General features: G+C 58.7%; 14 protein-coding genes. 8 read left to right on the top strand and 6 right to left on the bottom strand.

Annotation, left to right across the window (positions count from 1 at the left end):
* The first annotated feature begins 65 nt into the window (after positions 1-65).
* Positions 66-3,113, top strand: coding sequence for an immunoglobulin-like domain-containing protein (locus AC6I6H_RS12795; protein ID WP_497954224.1), 3,048 nt, complete (start codon positions 66-68; stop codon positions 3,111-3,113).
* Positions 3,114-3,357: 244 nt separating this feature from the next.
* Entirely contained in the window at positions 3,358-3,762 is a 405-nt protein-coding gene (locus AC6I6H_RS12800) for a GNAT family N-acetyltransferase (protein ID WP_497954225.1), read from the top strand.
* Between the two features lie 68 nt (positions 3,763-3,830).
* Here the strand turns inward: AC6I6H_RS12800 and AC6I6H_RS12805 are convergent, their stop codons facing one another.
* From AC6I6H_RS12805 to AC6I6H_RS12815, 3 genes are all read right to left on the bottom strand, one after another.
* Positions 3,831-5,015, bottom strand: coding sequence for a pyridoxal phosphate-dependent aminotransferase (locus AC6I6H_RS12805; protein ID WP_497954226.1), 1,185 nt, complete (start codon positions 5,013-5,015; stop codon positions 3,831-3,833).
* Entirely contained in the window at positions 5,012-6,112 is a 1,101-nt protein-coding gene (hisC, locus tag AC6I6H_RS12810) for a histidinol-phosphate transaminase (protein WP_497954227.1), read from the bottom strand. Before hisC ends, AC6I6H_RS12805 begins: the two co-directional genes overlap by 4 nt.
* Positions 6,113-6,324: 212 nt before the next feature.
* Positions 6,325-7,212, bottom strand: coding sequence for a putative RNA methyltransferase (locus AC6I6H_RS12815; protein ID WP_497954228.1), 888 nt, complete (start codon positions 7,210-7,212; stop codon positions 6,325-6,327).
* A 332-nt stretch (positions 7,213-7,544) separates the two neighbouring features.
* On the opposite strand from AC6I6H_RS12815, the gene AC6I6H_RS12820 reads away from it, so the two are divergent.
* Together AC6I6H_RS12820 and AC6I6H_RS12825 are read left to right on the top strand one after the other, a co-directional pair.
* Positions 7,545-8,132 carry a TetR/AcrR family transcriptional regulator gene (locus AC6I6H_RS12820; RefSeq protein WP_497954229.1) on the top strand — a complete coding sequence of 196 codons (588 nt, stop codon included), beginning with the start codon at positions 7,545-7,547 and terminating at the stop codon, positions 8,130-8,132.
* 39 nt (positions 8,133-8,171) lie between these two features.
* Positions 8,172-9,638 carry a DHA2 family efflux MFS transporter permease subunit gene (locus AC6I6H_RS12825; protein WP_497954266.1) on the top strand — a complete coding sequence of 489 codons (1,467 nt, stop codon included), beginning with the start codon at positions 8,172-8,174 and terminating at the stop codon, positions 9,636-9,638.
* A 129-nt stretch (positions 9,639-9,767) separates the two neighbouring features.
* Here the strand turns inward: AC6I6H_RS12825 and AC6I6H_RS12830 are convergent, their stop codons facing one another.
* Together AC6I6H_RS12830 and AC6I6H_RS12835 are read right to left on the bottom strand one after the other, a co-directional pair.
* On the bottom strand, positions 9,768-10,307 hold the full coding sequence (locus tag AC6I6H_RS12830; protein ID WP_497954230.1) for a chromate transporter: 540 nt from the start codon (positions 10,305-10,307) through the stop codon (positions 9,768-9,770).
* 12 nt (positions 10,308-10,319) lie between these two features.
* Complete coding sequence (locus AC6I6H_RS12835; protein ID WP_497954231.1) at positions 10,320-10,961, bottom strand: chromate transporter; 642 nt, start codon at positions 10,959-10,961, stop codon at positions 10,320-10,322.
* Between the two features lie 383 nt (positions 10,962-11,344).
* Here AC6I6H_RS12835 and AC6I6H_RS12840 point away from each other — a divergent pair, with 383 nt between their 5' ends.
* The 4 genes from AC6I6H_RS12840 to AC6I6H_RS12855 are packed head-to-tail and all read left to right on the top strand — an operon-like array spanning position 11,345 to position 13,911.
* Positions 11,345-11,695, top strand: a complete 351-nt coding sequence (locus AC6I6H_RS12840; RefSeq protein ID WP_497954232.1) for a hypothetical protein — start codon at positions 11,345-11,347, stop codon at positions 11,693-11,695.
* 42 nt (positions 11,696-11,737) lie between these two features.
* Positions 11,738-12,553 (top strand): VanZ family protein, encoded by an 816-nt coding sequence (locus tag AC6I6H_RS12845; protein ID WP_497954233.1) that lies wholly within the window; start codon positions 11,738-11,740, stop codon positions 12,551-12,553.
* Between the two features lie 39 nt (positions 12,554-12,592).
* The gene (locus AC6I6H_RS12850; protein ID WP_497954267.1) at positions 12,593-13,726 is read left to right on the top strand and encodes a DUF4062 domain-containing protein; all 1,134 of its coding nucleotides are present in this window, start codon (positions 12,593-12,595) and stop codon (positions 13,724-13,726) included.
* Entirely contained in the window at positions 13,723-13,911 is a 189-nt protein-coding gene (locus AC6I6H_RS12855; RefSeq protein WP_497954234.1) for a hypothetical protein, read from the top strand. Before AC6I6H_RS12850 ends, AC6I6H_RS12855 begins: the two co-directional genes overlap by 4 nt.
* 372 nt (positions 13,912-14,283) lie before the next feature.
* Here the strand turns inward: AC6I6H_RS12855 and AC6I6H_RS12860 are convergent, their stop codons facing one another.
* A complete protein-coding gene (locus AC6I6H_RS12860) occupies positions 14,284-14,526 on the bottom strand; it encodes a hypothetical protein (RefSeq protein WP_497954236.1) in 243 nt (80 codons plus the stop codon).
* Positions 14,527-15,386: the final 860 nt, after the last annotated feature.

Raw genomic sequence — 15,386 nt, forward strand, 5'->3', positions numbered from 1 at the left:
AATCCTCGGCTGCTATGTTACTGGGATGAGCAGCGTATCTCGTACAGGGTGGAGGCAGGGTCAACATGAAGAAAACGGCATGGAACAAGCTTTCTCCAATCGCTTTAACCGTAAGTTTGCTGGCCGCATCCCTTCCCGCCCCGTTTGCGCAGGCGGCGCCCGAGGACGGGCAGCCGGCCCCGCAAACGGCGGGCCGGTGGATGACGGGGGAATATCACACCCATACCTATCAATCGGACGATGCGCAGGAATCGCTGGCGAACGTGCTGGAGCACGCCTTCGACGAGAACGGTCTCGATTGGCTGGCCATCTCGGATCATCTGCGCATGGAGGGCCGGGATGACGAGGGGAATCCCCTTCCGGGCGGGCCGGTTCCGCTATCCAAGGGCATGGAACTGTACCAGCTGCCCCGGATTCAAGAGCTGCTGGCGGCCAAGTATCCGAATAAAATCATAACCGCCGGGTTTGAGTGGGACATGCCGGCTTACGACCATGTCGGGGTGGGCATCCTGCCGGATGAGCCGGGTATGGAAGAAGAATTGAAGGCGATCCGCGCGTTTGAATATCTGTTCACCAACCGCAGCGAAAGCTTCTACGATCCGGCGGAAGTGTCGGAATGGGGAGGAGCCGCCGCGCGGGCCTATTCCACCAAGAAGGACGCCCGCACAGCGGTGGCCTGGCTGAAAGAAAACTACCCCGACAGCTACATGATCATCAATCATCCCTCCCGCAAAAAAGGAACAAGCTCCGAATTCAAAATCGAGGATATCCGCGATTTCAACAATATCGCGCCGGAGATTGCCTTCGGCTTTGAAGGCATGCCCGGCAACCAGATGGCGCCGGACCGCGCGGAAGTACCCGAGGTGTACGGCGGCACGGACGTCATGGTCGCCAAGCTTGGCGGCGTTTGGGACGCGCTGCTTGGCGAAGGGCGGCGGTTCTGGAATTTTGCCAACTCCGATTTTCACTTCCACATCAGCAAAGACCGGAACTATTCCAGCGGCTACTGGCCGGGCGATTACGCCAAAAACCACACCTGGGTCGAAGGGGCCGACATGAAGGCGGTTGTCGAAGGCATGCGTTCCGGCAAATCGTTTTCCGTTTACGGCGACCTGATCAACGCACTGGATTTCCGCATTGCCGGCGCCGGACAAGCGGAAGAGATGGGCGGCGACCTGCAGGTGACCGAAGGAGACGGGCTGGAACTGACGATCCGGTTCAAAAGCCCGGAAACGAACCGGAACGGCGATCCCGTGCAGGTCGATCACATCGACCTGATTTCGGGCGACATAACCGGGCCGGCCCAGCCGGGAACCGCGGCCTATACGAAGAGCACGAACGAGTCGGCCAAAGTGCTGAAGCGGTTCACAAGCGCCGACTGGACGGAAGACGCCGAAGGCTATTATGTGATGACTTACAAATTGGGATCGGCCGAGCGGAATCAGTATTTCCGCCTCCGGGGAACCAATCTGGGCACAGATGTGCCCGGAGAGACGGCAAACGGCGAACCTCTTCCGGACGTCAAAAACACGACCGCAGACAACGAAACGCGGTTTGATCAAATCAATGCCCGCAATTATAACGACCTTTGGTTCTACTCCAACCCGATCTTTGTCCGTGTTGCTCCGTACAGCGATCAGCAGGCGGTGGACGATACCAAGGCGGCTCTGACCCTGGGAGACACGAGCGCCGTAACCGGCGACCTGAACCTTCCGGCCGCAGGAGAGCATGGAGCGTCCATCCGATGGGAAAGCTCCAATCCGGCGCTGCTCGGCGCAGACGGGCGGCTGCTGCTCCGGTATCCGGTTCTGGATACGCCCGTCCAGCTGACGGCAACCATTACCCGGGGAGGCGCAAGCGCCTCGAAGGAGTTCACCGTCACGGTAAAAGGGCTGGAGGGCATTACGCCGGTCAAGCTGCACAGCGAACTGGCGACGGCTGACGGCATGCCTTACACAGCCGGTCAATGGACCAATCAGACCGTTACCGTGAGCGTTTATACCGCGGTTTATACGGACCCGATTACCGAAGTCGCACTGGAAGCGTCCGCCGGCGGAGAAGAGGGCTATGCCCCTTATACGGCCCGCGACAAGCGGAGCATCAGCGCGGAAGGGGAGCATGTTCTCCGTTTCCGGGCAACCGATAACCTGGTGCGGCAATCGGAGCTTCTTGTGCCGGTCCGCATCGACCGGACGCCTCCCGTGATCACGCTAAAAGGGACGGAGACGGTTACCCTGACGGCAGGCTCGGTTTATCTTGATCCGGGAGCCGACGCTTCCGACAATGTCGGCGTTGCGGGCGATGTAGCCGTAACCGGCTCGGTGGATGCCTCGACGCCGGGGACATACACACTGCGCTACAACGTCAGCGACCTGGCCGGAAACCGGGCGGCGGAAGCGACCCGGACGGTCCAGGTTGTGTCCGGCGGCGGCTACTACCCCGTGCCGGGACCCGGCGCAGGTACGCCAGGGGGCGGCACCGGTGGCGGAAGCGACAGCGGGAGCGATGACGGGAGCGGAGAAGCGGGCGGCCCGGACGGACAACCGGCCGTTATCGGAGTTCCGGCCGGTTCGGCCGTGAGCAAAGAGATCCCCGGTGTGGTCGGGATTGAAATTCCCGCTGGTGTCTGGAACGCGGATAACGAGCTCAGGGTGACCGTTCTCGCCGACGGGGAAACGACTTCCTTCGCGGGCCGGCAGCGGATCAGCCCGGCGGCGGAGCTTGCCGCGGGAACCGGCCCTACGTTTGAGCGTCCGGTAACGCTCCGTTTCCAGTACGAACGGGAGGCGCTGGAGAATAGCGGAAGCCGGCCCGCCGTCTATTATTACAGCAAAGACCGGGCGAAATGGCTTTACATCGGCGGAACCGTCACGGCACCCGGCACCGTGACGGTGGAAGTCAATCATTTGGACGCCGCCTTCGCCGTCTTCGGTTATACGCCTCTTGCGCTGGGCGACCTGGAAGGCCACTGGGCGCTTCCGTTTGCGGACCGCTTGATCGCCGCCGGCGTTCTGAGCGGCTACGGCGATGGCTCCTTCCGGCCGAACGGCGCCGTCACCCGCGCCGAAACGGCGGCCGCCGTTTATAAACTGCTTGAAGCGCTGCATCAATAAACGTGTCCCGGCAGTCGCCCGCCTCACGATCGAAGGACAGACCCATAAACACAAAAAAACCGTTCCCGGAAGGGGACGGTTTTTTTATTGCGGACGGACAAAGCGATGGCTTCGGATTCAGAGGCACGCTTCCCGTGTAAAGCAGAGAGGTGGCCCTTTTTTTGCCCAAAATAAGGTAAACTGTAAAGAGCTCCCGGGAGCGGAACACGAAACACGAACACGAAACACACGAGGAGATGAGGCCATGGAATGGAACCGGGATTCGTATACCATCAGCACGGATATCCGCCGCATCGACATCGAGGTGGTGTGCGCGCTGCTTGCCGAAACCTACTGGGCGGCGGACCGCCCGAGAAGCGCGACGGCGACGGCGATCGCCAATTCGGTTTGCTTCGGCGTCTATGAAAATGTGAATATGATCGGCTTTGCCCGGGTCATCACGGATAAATCGCTGTTCGCGTGGGTGTCCGACGTCGTCATCGCCCCCGCCCACCGGGGAAAGGGGCTTGGGAAATGGCTGATTTCCTGCATTCTGGAGCATCCCGAGCTGAAGCCGGTACCCAAAATATCCCTTTCCACCGAAGACGCCCACGGGCTTTACGAGTCGTTCGGCTTTCAGCGCAAAGAATTCATGCGGCTCACCCGCTGAAGACGGCCGAAGGAGATGGCCGCAGGCAAGCGAACGCAGGCGCACGGGGAGCGGTGGGAAGGCTGCCGCTAGCCCTGAAGACCGGCCATCAGCCGTTCAAATGCGGGCCGCGAATTTTCGATCGTTTCCAGGGCGGTGCAGTACGAAAGCCGGAAATAGCCGGGTGCGCCAAAGCCGCTGCCGGGCACGACGATGATGTTTTGCGCAAGCGCCAGACGGGCGAACTCCGCGTCGTCCGGAATCGGCGATTTGGGGAACAAATAGAAAGCGCCGTGCGGGAAAAAGCATTCAAAGCCCGTATCCCGGAGAATCTCGTACATCCGGTCGCGCCGGATTTTGTATTCCTCCACATCCACCGTTTCCCCGATGGTGTCCGCCAGCACCTGCTGGAACAGCGCTGGGGCGTTGACAAAGCCGAGGATGCGGTTGCAGAAGGACAAGGCCTGGGTTAACAGGTCCGCTTCCTGCGCCTGCGGGTTGACGAGGATGTAGCCGATCCGCTCGCCGGGCAGCGAAAGCGATTTGCTTACGGAGTTGACCACCATCGCGTTGGGGAAAATGCCGAGCACATTCGGCACTTCGTAGCCGTCGTAGACGATTTTGGCATACGGTTCATCGGAAATGACGTAGATGGCCGACTTGTATTCGTCTTCCTTTTCCTTAAGCAGCGCTGCCACCCGGTTGAGCGTTTCCTTGCTGTAGATGGCGCCGGTCGGGTTGTTCGGCGAGTTCAGGATGACCGCTTTGGTGCGGGGCGAAAGCTTGGCCCGGAGCGCCTCCACGTCGAGATCGAACGTATCCGGTTTTGTTTCCACAACAACGGGCACGCCGCCGTGATTGTCGATATAGAAGTCGTATTCCACAAAATAAGGGGCGAATACGATGACTTCATCTCCGGGGTTAAGCAGCGCCTTCATGGTTACGTTCAGGCCGCCGGCCGCGCCGACGGTCATGATCACATGCCGGCTTTCAAACGGGAGACCGGTTTCCTTGGCGGCGGCTTCGGCCAGCCGGGCGCGAACCTGGGCGTGGCCGGCGTTGTTCATGTAGCGGTGCTTGCCTTCCTGGCGCTGGCGGACCACTTCTTCAAGCTTGTCCATGACGGCGGCGGGGGGCTCCAGCATCGGATTGCCGAGACTGAAATCAAATACCTGGTCCGCGGGAAACTGGCGGCGCAGCATTTCGCCCTGCTCGAACATCAGCCGGATAGGCGACGCGCCTTGCAGGTTTTTTTTGATTTTGCCGGATATCATGATCGGGTTCCTCCTTGTGCGGTGTCCGTTTCGCCGGACCGCATAATCTCTTCGACCGCTTCAAGAAAACGGTCCATTTCCTCATCCGTGCCGATGGTAATCCGCAAAAATTGATCGATTCGCGGCTTGTTGAAATAGCGGACCAGAATGCCGCGCGCCTTTAGCGCCGCAAAAAGCCCGGCCGCCTCGTGTCCGGGATGGCGGGCGAACACAAAATTCGCCTGCGAGTCCAGCACCTCGAAGCCCGCTTCCCGAAGCCGCCCGGCGGTTCTTTCGCGCGTGCGGATGATCATGGCCGTGTGCAGGGCGAAGGTTTCCGTGTCCTTCAACGACTCCGCCGCACCCGCGAGGGCGATACGGTCGATGGTGTAGGAGTTGAAGCTGTTTTTTACCCGGTTCAAGCCTTCGATCAGATGCGGCTGGCCCATCGCAAACCCGACCCGAAGACCGGCGAGCGATCTGGACTTGGACAGCGTGTGGACCACAAGCAGGTTGGGGTGCCGGCCGATCAAGGGCACGGCGGATTCGCCTCCAAAATCCACATACGCTTCATCCACGACCACAACCTTGTCCGGGTTGGCCGCAAGGATGCGCTCTATGTCCGAAAGCGGCACGCCTTTGCCGGTCGGCGCGTTCGGATTGGCCACGAAAATCCCGGCATTCCGGTTCAGATAGGCGTCAACCGGCAGGTCAAAGCTGTCGGTCAGCGGAATTTTGCGGGCATCGAGTTCAAAAAGGGCGGCGTAAACTTCATAAAAGCTGTATGTAATGTCCGCAAACCAAACGGGGTCTCCCGGATTGAAAAACGCCTTGAAGGCAAAGGCCAGAATTTCGTCCGAGCCGTTGCCGACAAAAAGATGATCCTCCGGGACAGCGAAAGAAGCGCTCGCCGCCTGAATGACGCTCGAGCAGGTCGGATCGGGATAAAGCCGAAGCTCCCCGGATACGGCCTGCCGCATCGCCTCCAAAACGGAGGGGGAGGGCGGGTACGGGTTTTCGTTGGTATTCAGCTTGATCAGACGCCCGGTCGTGCGCGGCTGTTCGCCCGGCACGTAGGGCGTGATGCTTTTGACGACTTCGCTCCAGTATTTGCTCATCGGGCCCATCCTTTTACGGTCGAATTCATCCGCCTGCGAAAATCCGGCGGATTTCTTCTATTCTACCCGTTTCCGGCCGGATGGGAAAATTCTTTTTCCTTATCGGGCGCATAACGGGCGGCAGATAGAAAACGGCCGGCGGAAGGCCGCATGATAAGCCCCTCCGCCAGCCGTCTAAAGAGAGCCGCCGCCGCAGACAGCGGCGGATGCGGTCAAGGAAGCGATCCAATCATAAGCGTCACATCGACGGTGACGGAGGTGACCCCCGCTTCCGCCGGTTCATCGGAACCGGCCGCCCCAAAAGAACGGCTCCCGGAACCCCAGGAAAGCGGCGTCATCCGGGCCAGATGGGGAAGCAGCTCGGCCGATACAGGAAACGGGTAGCGGATCCGCCGTTCGTCCGCCGTCCGCATACGGGCGCGGAAGATTTCACGGACCCGGCTTTCCGGTTCTTCCCGGGATTGCCGGGTCCCGGTTCCATAGAGGGCGGCGCGGAGCTCCCGGAGATGTCCCGCATTCGGGACCGCCTTCAGAACGAGTCCGCCCGGCTTGGCGGCGCGGCCGAATTCCCGGTAGCTGGACGGCGAAAGCAAATTCACAACGACGTCCAGAGAATGGTCGGCGACCGGCAGACGGCTCAGATCGGCCACAAGCCAGGCTTGTTCGGGGTAAGCCTTGGCCGCCATGCGGACGCCCGGCTTGGCCAGGTCCGCCCCGATGGCGCAGACGGCCGTACCGCGATCCGCCAGCCGCCGGACGAGGCCGTTCAGATGCGAGCCCTCTCCGCAGCCGGCGTCCAGCATCAGCTGCGGACCGGAAAGGGGCTGCTGCGGCCGTTCGGCAATGCACCCGGCCAGCGCATCAAGCAGCGGGTCCCAGAGGCCGGCCCGGATAAGCGTGCGCCGGGAAGCGAACAGCTCCGCATCGTATTTGGTTATGGAGGCCCGAGGGAACAAATGAATGTAGCCTTCCCTTGCCCGGTCGAACCGATGGCCGTTCCGGCACGCGAGCGAAGCCTCCGTCTGGCGGAAGCCGGTCCGGCACAACGGGCAAACGAGCGCCGACAGAACGGGCTCGGAAAGCATGGAAGATAACGGCATGACAAAAAAGCACCTCTTTCATTCGTGTGGTTGAGAACGAAAAAAGGCGCAGCACAAAGAAACCGGCTTTTGCCGCAGCAAAAAAGACCGGGCCTCGCACCTGCGCCTATTTTATCTCAGACGAATGAAGTAGATGCCTGCACGCATAAGATTTACCTCCATTTACACGGGGGTTGTCCCCGCAACCAAGATAGCAAAAATGACGGCGAAAGAAAAGGAGGCAGAACATGGAGAAAAACGCAATAGCTTTACAAAAACAATAATGAATTTATTTTGACAATTATTTTTCTTTGTGGTTAGCTATCTATAGACCGATCGTTATAATCAAGGGGGTGGGCGGAACGGGCAAACCAAATTCGCGGGAAGCGATTCTGGAAACGGCATCCAGGCTTTTTTTTACGCACGGGTACCACGCCACGGGACTCAGCCAGATCCTGAAGGAGAGCAAGGCGCCGAAAGGCTCGCTTTATTATTATTTTCCGGAGGGGAAGGAAGAGCTGGCGCTGGAGTGCATCGAGCACACCAACCAGGCGTTTCTGCGTAAGCTCGAAGAATGCCTGGAGCGGTCGGATTCGGTGGCGTCGGCCGCCGAATCGCTGCTTTTGGAGATCGCCCGGGAGGCGGAAGCGACGCGGTTTGAGGGATTGATGCCGCTCAACTTTTGGAGCGCATCGGAGGCCTCGTGCGTCAGCGAGAAGCTGCGGGGCTCCTGCCAGACGGTGTTCTCCGGCTGGCGGGGGGCTATTGCCGGAAAGCTGCGGGAGGAAGGCTGGCCTATGCCGGAGGCGGAGGAGAGCGCGGCGGTGCTGATTTCGCTGCTGGAGGGCGCGCTTATCCTTTCGACCACCGACCGGAGCACGGATGCGCTCCAGTCGGCTGCCAAACATGTACGGCTGCTTTTACAGAGAGAGACAAAATAAAAACATGGGATTCAGGAGGATGGAGAAGTGGAAGTAACCATGCAACAACCTTCGCAACCGGAGGGAACCAAGCAAGTCAAGACCATTCCGATATTGATCTCGCTGCTGCTGGCGGGCTTTATCGGCATGTTCAGCGAAACGGCGCTGAACGTGGCCATGGTCGATTTGATGACCATGCTGGACATTACGCAATCCACCGTTCAATGGCTGACCACCGGATATTTGCTGACGCTGGGCATCCTGGTGCCGGTATCCGGCCTGCTGCTCCAGTGGTTCACGACCCGGCAGCTGTTTATTACAGCTTTGTCGTTCTCGATCGCCGGCACTTTGATCGCCGCGGTCGCGCCCAGCTTTGAAGTGCTGCTCACCGCGCGCGTCGTGCAGGCGGCGGGCACCGGTCTGTTGCTGCCGCTGATGTTCAATACGATCCTGGTCATTTTCCCGCCGGAAAAACGCGGCGGCGCCATGGGCATGATCGGATTGGTCATCATGTTCGCGCCCGCCATCGGACCGACGATCGCGGGGCTTTTGATCGAAAACCTGAACTGGCACTGGATTTTCTGGCTGTCGCTGCCGTTTCTGGTTCTTGCGCTGCTGTTTGGCGCATTCTTCATGCAGAACGTTTCGACCGTGACCAAGCCGAAAATCGACTTTCTGTCGATTCTGCTTTCCACGCTTGGCTTCGGGGGCGTCGTCTTCGGCTTCAGCAGCGCGGGCGACCATTCCGGCGGCGGAGGCTGGGACAGCCCGAAGGCGATTGCCGCCATTGCCATCGGGGTGATCGCCCTGGTGTTGTTCGTACTCCGGCAAATCTCCATGAATCAGCCGATGATGAACATGCGCGTTTTCAAATATCCGATGTTTGTCGTCGGGCTGCTGATGGTTTTCATCTGCATGATGGTCATTTTGTCCTCCATGCTGATTCTGCCGATGTTCCTGCAAAACGGAATGGGCTTCTCCGCCTTCAAGGCCGGCCTTGTGCTGCTGCCGGGCGGCGTGATCAACGGGCTGATGTCCCCGGTCATGGGCCGTCTTTTCGACAAATACGGTCCCCGCTGGCTGGTGATTCCGGGCCTTGCGGTTGTGGCCGCGGTGCTGTTCTTTTTTTCCGGCATTACGGCCGCGTCGACGATCACGCTGGTCATCGTCCTGCACAGCAGCCTGATGATCGGCATCTCGATGATCATGATGCCGGCGCAAACCAACGGCCTGAACCAGCTGCCGCGGGATCTGTATCCGGACGGCACGGCCATCATGAACACGCTGCAGCAGGTCGCCGGCGCCATCGGGACGGCTCTCGCAGTCAGCATCATGACGGCGGGCCAGACGAATTACCTGAGCGGCGTGGCGAATCCGCTCGACCCGGCCAACTTCGTTCCGGCCTTTACCGCCGGCGTGTCGGACGCCTTTATCTTCGCGCTCGGAGCCGCGCTCGTCGGCCTGGTGCTTTCGTTCTTCATCAAACGGGTCATCGTGCAGCACAAAGCGCAAATGCCGATGCATTAAGCGTTGTGCGGGTGCGAGCTGCACTCGCAGCGGTATCAGCGCCCGTTTAGCTAGCCCCCCCTTGCGAAAAGGAGCCTTCCTCAGCCGATTTCGGCTGCCGGAAGGCTCCTTTTTTCGTTTGCGTGTCAGCTACGTAAAAACCGCGATTCCCACAAGGCCGGACAGCAGAATTACAAAAAGCGGGTGCAGGCGCAGCTTGATCAGCGCGAACAAGGAACCCGCGAAGATAACGGCGAGCATGGCCGTGTCGGCGGTTGCGTCCCAGGTGAGAAGACCGCTGGTCAAGGCGAATTGAATGGCTCCGTAAAAGATGATGCCCGCCACAACCGGCCGCAGCCCGTAAAAGGCCGCCTGCACCGTCCGGTTCTTGTAGACCCGATAGAAAAAAGCCGCCGCGAGGATAACCAGGATCAGCGAGGGCAGGAGCATGCCGAAGGCCGACACGACGGCGCCCGGCCAGCCGTCGGCCCGGTAGCCGACAAAAATGGCCGTATTGACGGCAATCGGGCCGGGCGACATGCCGGCGACGGCCGTCACGTCGAGATAATCCTGCGGGGTCATCCAGCCGTGCGCCTCCACCTGCGCTCCGATCACCGGAATCATCGCGTAGCCGCCGCCGAATGAGACGAGCCCCACTGTAAAAAAGGTGCGGAACAGCTCCCACAGCACCCGAATCCCCTCCTAAATCCCGTCTCCGATGAAGTAGTCTTTGTAAACATACCGGGTCTTTTGGGGCTCCTCCTCGAGCCGGATCGCCATGCCTAGAGCCGTTTTGGCCCGGACCAGCACGATGCCGGCGAGCAGGCCGGCCAGAATCGCCGCGATCGGGTTGATCGGAAACGCCGTCAGCAGAACGGTTGTGACCAGCGCGGCCGCAAGCGTGGCTTTGTCCCGGATGGCCGTTTTGCCGATTTTGATGCCGGCGTAAACGATGAGAGCGACGATAGTTGCCTTGATGGCTTTAAAGGCCGCTTCTATTTTCGGGTTGTCCCGCATCAGGAGAAAGACCCCGCCCAAGCCCATGACGATAAAAAAAGTCGGCAGCGCAATGCCGATCGTCGCGGCGACCGCGCCGGGCACGCCGCCGATTTTATAGCCGACAAACGTAGCGGAATTGATCGCGATGGAGCCCGGCACCGATTGGCTGACGGCCAGCGCATCGGCGGCTTCGCGTTCTTCGATCCAGCCGCGGCGCGTCACCACTTCTTGCTCGATGACGGGAACGACCGCGTAGCCTCCCCCAAAGGTCACCGGCCCGATCTTAAAAAAGGACCAGAAAATCTGCCCGAGCAGCTTCCAGTCGATCCGGTTTCTCTTTTTCATTTGGCATTCTCTCCGTTTCCAGGTGTAGCTTTAGTATAACAGAAATAATTCCATTTTGGAATTAAGATAGTGTGAAAACCGCGATAACCTAGTAAAATAGACGGATATCTCCATTACAATCTGCCAACATAATGTTAGTTTGGAAAATAGTTATCGGTTAAAATGAAAGAAAGCCCGTTTGCAGCGAGAAAAGAAAATTGAGCGGCTGACCGCGCCGCTGCCTCCGCTTCTACTTTATGTCCAGCAAAAGGACACTCCGGGCCACGGCAGAGGGTGGGGAAAGGAATGGCTTGCCCGGACGGACTGGACAGCCGGCCGCAACCTTTCCGCGGCATGCGCCGTCTTACAGGGGGAAGTTACCAAAAGAAGGATGAAGCAGAGGGATGAGTAAGATACCGTTTATCCGCATCAACGCGATCGCCCGGTACGACCGTCATTTGGCGATTGACGAGGCCAAGCGGGTTCTTTCGGAGAGCGGGGCCTGGATTTTAAACTACAGCATGCAGTCCAACAAGTCGATTACCCTCCAGTTCGAAATGGAAAACCGCGACGTCGGCAAGCTGTACCCCGCCTGCCGGGGCACGGGGCTTACACTGACGGAAGAATCGGAGGCGCTGCTGCGCGAATTGGCATCCGTGGACGAGCCTGGACTCCGCGACGTGCGCGGAGGCTTTCAGATTACCTTTGTGCACAATGAGCCGGATCTGGTAATGGACATTCCGGCATTCGAATAATCGGCGGAGACGCCGCATAGTTGAAAAAGGAGAGCCGCAAAAATGAGCAAACCCGCACCATGGACAGGAAGACTCTCGTTTTTGCTGGCCGCCGGTTCCGCAGCCGTCGTCCTTTCCCCGCCGGGCCTGCTGCCGGCCGCAGCCCAACTGCCGGCATGGGCGGTCGCGCTGCCTGCATCGCTTGTATTCGCGGCCGTTGCGCTTTTTCGCCGGCAAGGATCTCAACGGCTGCCCGCCGTCAGTCTCGGGCTGATCGCCCTTATGCTCGTTGCCGGTTTGTTCGGAAGCCTCCCGTTTCCGGCCGCCGTCCTTGGCCTGGCCATCGCCTGGTGGGCCGGCGCAAGGAAACGGTATGCGGCAAACGGGGGCCGGATCAAAGCGGGCCGTGAAATTCTGTGGGCCGCCTGGTTTGTTTACCTGGCCGCGGTCTATCACTTGACCTTCGCGCCGTTCTCCTTTTCCGTCCCGGATTGGGGCGGGCTTTACCTCGAAACGGAGCCGTTCCGCGAGCTTGCCCGGCAGTTTGGCCGGAGTCCGCGGATGGCGGTTTACTACAGCGTGGGGAATGTCGCGCTGACCGTGCCGTTTGGCGTTTTCCTGCCGATTCTATACCCGCGCTTCCGAGCTTTTTGGAAAACCGGGCTGGCGGGTCTCGGCTTTACCCTGCTGATCGAAGGAACGCAAATGCTGTTTACCTACCGCAGCGCAGAGGTGGACGACCTGATTTTGAACACGCTGGGCGCCTTGATCGGGTACCTGGCTTATCGTTTGCTGGAGTCGGCCGGCGTCTGGCACCTTTTTGGAGCCGGGCGGGAGAAGGGGTATAATGGAAGCGGAGCGGAGAGGCGATACGGATAACCGAAAGGGGGGAGCACGCTGACCAAAGCCAAACTGTTCATAAGCTCGGTAGGGCAGGATGAATTCACACGGCTGCGGAGCAACGTATTTGACGAATTAACCGAGCTGGGCCATGAGCCGCTGATGTACGAGCGGAATTTCGGCCCGTGGGACAATCACCAAACCTCCGTGCGGCGCTGTCTGGAGAAGGTGGAGGAAGCGGATATTTTTCTGCTGTTTATCAAGGACAAAGGCGGCACCTTCTACCCGGAAGCCGACCGGACCGTGACCCATCTGGAATACCTGCGCGCCGTGCAGACGAACAAAACGATTCTCGTCTTTGCCGAAACCGCGGTAAAACGGGACTTTTTTGCCGTTGCGAAGCCTGCGATCGAGGAATTGACCGAGCAGCACCGGCGCGAGACCGGGGAATATCCGACGGCGGCGGAGCTGATCCGCGCGCTGAAGGCGCAGGGCAGGGTTCCGGCGCATGTCGACCCGTACGTTTGGTTTTTTCTCGACGATCTGGTGAAACGCGGCGTGTACCTGGATGAGCTTGGCCTCGGGATTTCCATCAACTGGCGGGAGTATTTCAGCGACCTGCTGCGCCGGGGCGTGCTGCTGCTTCCGCTTGAAGACACCTTTGCGATGTACGATCGGCAGCTGGACGAATATGAGCAATTTTATCAATTTATCGAAAGCAATCTTCCCGTTTTTCAGCATCTTCCGGTTTCCCAGCACGGCCTGCTGCTGGAATCGTTTATCGGCCATTTGCGGGGCGGCGAGGTAGAGCGCCGGTACGGCGGCTTTCTGTCGGAGCCTATCGGCGGTTTCGACGATTGCACAGCCATTACGCTGTACCGGGATGCCGGAGACCGGCTTGCGCTCGCGGGGCAGGCGGGACGCCCCTCGCGGGTGCCGCCCTATTACGCGCTGGACAACACGCGCTCGTATGTGGTGATCGCCCATGCCCGGGCCGAGCGGGAAAGTGTGTTTTTCAGCCAGAAAAACCGGCGGTTCTACCTGTGCGTCAAATGCGGCGACCGCGTCATGACCTGCCATTTCCCGGCGGGACCGTCGTGGAACGGCGCGATGTTTCTCACGCACCGGGTGAGCGTGATGGATGCGATTCTGAACCAGAACAAGCGGGTATTTGAATTTATGCGCAAATGGATCGGAGGGCTGCAGCTATGACAAGGGTATACGCGGCCCGGAACGGGCGGATCAGCGAAGCGGTCGGCAACGAGCCCCGCGACGCGCTGCTGTTCGCTTCCCCGCCGAAAAGCGTGGAGGACCGGCTGGAGGAAGAGAAGCTTCAGACCGAGCGGGCGCTCGACCTGCTCCGAAAGCGCTTTGCGGCCGTGAAGCGCAAGCAGTAGCTGGAAGTTGCGGAAGGAAAGATAAAAAGCGTAACATAAGGAACGCAACATAAGGGATGTAACATAAGGAACGTATTATAAGGAATGTAACATAAGGAACGTATTATAAGGAATGCAACATAAAGAACGCAACGCAACATTAAGCAATGCATACGTTGAAACGAGCCCGTAGGCTGTAGAACAACTGTGACGGGAACGGAAGAACGAAAGCTGTAGAATAAAAGCGAAAAAGAGAATCACCATCAAAAGACGTGATGAAAAACACCGGCTCCCGCCGCTATGAAGCGGGGGAACCGGTGTTTTTGCGCTGCTGCTCAGCTACTCGACGCGTCTTGTGTAATCTTTCGGGTAATGTTCACCAGGAAAGGAGACTTAGAGCCCCTCTGACGGTAGGTGATATTCTTCATTCACCAGAAACGAGTTCCACTGTTTCTTATCGTTTAACACGAGGCGGGTACTCTTGTGGGACAAGTTCTCCACCACAACCCAATCTTCTTGGGCGGTGGTTCCTTTCTGCCGCACCTGAACCAAAGCTCCCGTGCTGGACTGCCGGCTGCAAACGGCAAGGGCAACCGCTAAAAGCAAGGCGGACAGATAGCCGATTTTTTTCTGCATGGTCGTCCTCCTGTGTTGGGAGACAAAAGGCTAATACCATAAAATGCCAATGGCAATAATCTTTTTCACCGTTAATGGTTTGAGCAAGAAAATCAGGATTAGCAGGTCCAGTCGTTTTGAATCGAAGAAGGTTGTGCCTCGTTCGTTTATCATAAAAAGAAATGCTGTTCGGTTACGACCGTAATGAAGTATGAACTATTTCTTCCCAAGTACGAGTAATGAGCGCTTATGAGCCTAAGCGCTGCCGATCTTTGCTTTCAGGGGAAGGGTATGGAGTCTTTGCGAAGACTTTGCGAACCTCACCCGTGATTCTGGATTGCTCGAAAGATGCGATATTTTGCAATAAAGCAAGCCATCAAGTTTCATTATCGGAGGTGGCGGGAAGGTGCAGGTGTCTAACGGTTGCCACAGCGGCTATTTGGCCGAAAAACGAGGGTTTCAAATTGTAACGGTTGCCACAGGGCTTATTTTCGTTTTTTTGCTTCATTTCGGCCGTTTTTCTCGAAATAAGCTCCGTGGCAACCGTTAGAGAAAAAGCAGGGCGGGTTTTTGCCCGAATAAGCTCTGTGGCAACCGTTAGAATATGGGGCACCGTTCTAAGCGGGACAGTCGTCACCTCATACCAAGATTATGAGGAAAAACGAGAGGAAAAGGCGCTCCCCGTCAGCAGCGTAAAAGGCTGCAAGCATCGTAACACCGTAAAGCCGGCGCCCGAGGCCGGATTGCCAGTTGGCCGAACAAAAAACGTCCCCGCATGGCCCTTGTGGCAAACGGAGGGCAACGCTCTTGATTTCGGGCGGGAAACTATCAGGGCGATAACGGAATGCGGACGGAAATCAGGCTCGGCCCATTCCTTAATC

The organism is Gorillibacterium sp. sgz306347 (genome assembly GCF_059735245.1).

What these genes read in the sequence shown, in the direction of transcription:
- AC6I6H_RS12795 (WP_497954224.1), top strand. Translation starts at nt 66, where the DNA reads ATGAAGAAAACGGCATGGAACAAGCTTTCTCCAATCGCTTTAACCGTA.
- AC6I6H_RS12800 (WP_497954225.1), top strand. Translation starts at nt 3,358, where the DNA reads ATGGAATGGAACCGGGATTCGTATACCATCAGCACGGATATCCGCCGC.
- AC6I6H_RS12805 (WP_497954226.1), bottom strand. Translation starts at nt 5,015, where the DNA reads ATGATATCCGGCAAAATCAAAAAAAACCTGCAAGGCGCGTCGCCTATC.
- hisC (WP_497954227.1), bottom strand. Translation starts at nt 6,112, where the DNA reads ATGAGCAAATACTGGAGCGAAGTCGTCAAAAGCATCACGCCCTACGTG.
- AC6I6H_RS12815 (WP_497954228.1), bottom strand. Translation starts at nt 7,212, where the DNA reads ATGCCGTTATCTTCCATGCTTTCCGAGCCCGTTCTGTCGGCGCTCGTT.
- AC6I6H_RS12825 (WP_497954266.1), top strand. Translation starts at nt 8,172, where the DNA reads ATGCAACAACCTTCGCAACCGGAGGGAACCAAGCAAGTCAAGACCATT.
- AC6I6H_RS12835 (WP_497954231.1), bottom strand. Translation starts at nt 10,961, where the DNA reads ATGAAAAAGAGAAACCGGATCGACTGGAAGCTGCTCGGGCAGATTTTC.
- AC6I6H_RS12840 (WP_497954232.1), top strand. Translation starts at nt 11,345, where the DNA reads ATGAGTAAGATACCGTTTATCCGCATCAACGCGATCGCCCGGTACGAC.
- AC6I6H_RS12845 (WP_497954233.1), top strand. Translation starts at nt 11,738, where the DNA reads ATGAGCAAACCCGCACCATGGACAGGAAGACTCTCGTTTTTGCTGGCC.
- AC6I6H_RS12855 (WP_497954234.1), top strand. Translation starts at nt 13,723, where the DNA reads ATGACAAGGGTATACGCGGCCCGGAACGGGCGGATCAGCGAAGCGGTC.
- AC6I6H_RS12860 (WP_497954236.1), bottom strand. Translation starts at nt 14,526, where the DNA reads ATGCAGAAAAAAATCGGCTATCTGTCCGCCTTGCTTTTAGCGGTTGCC.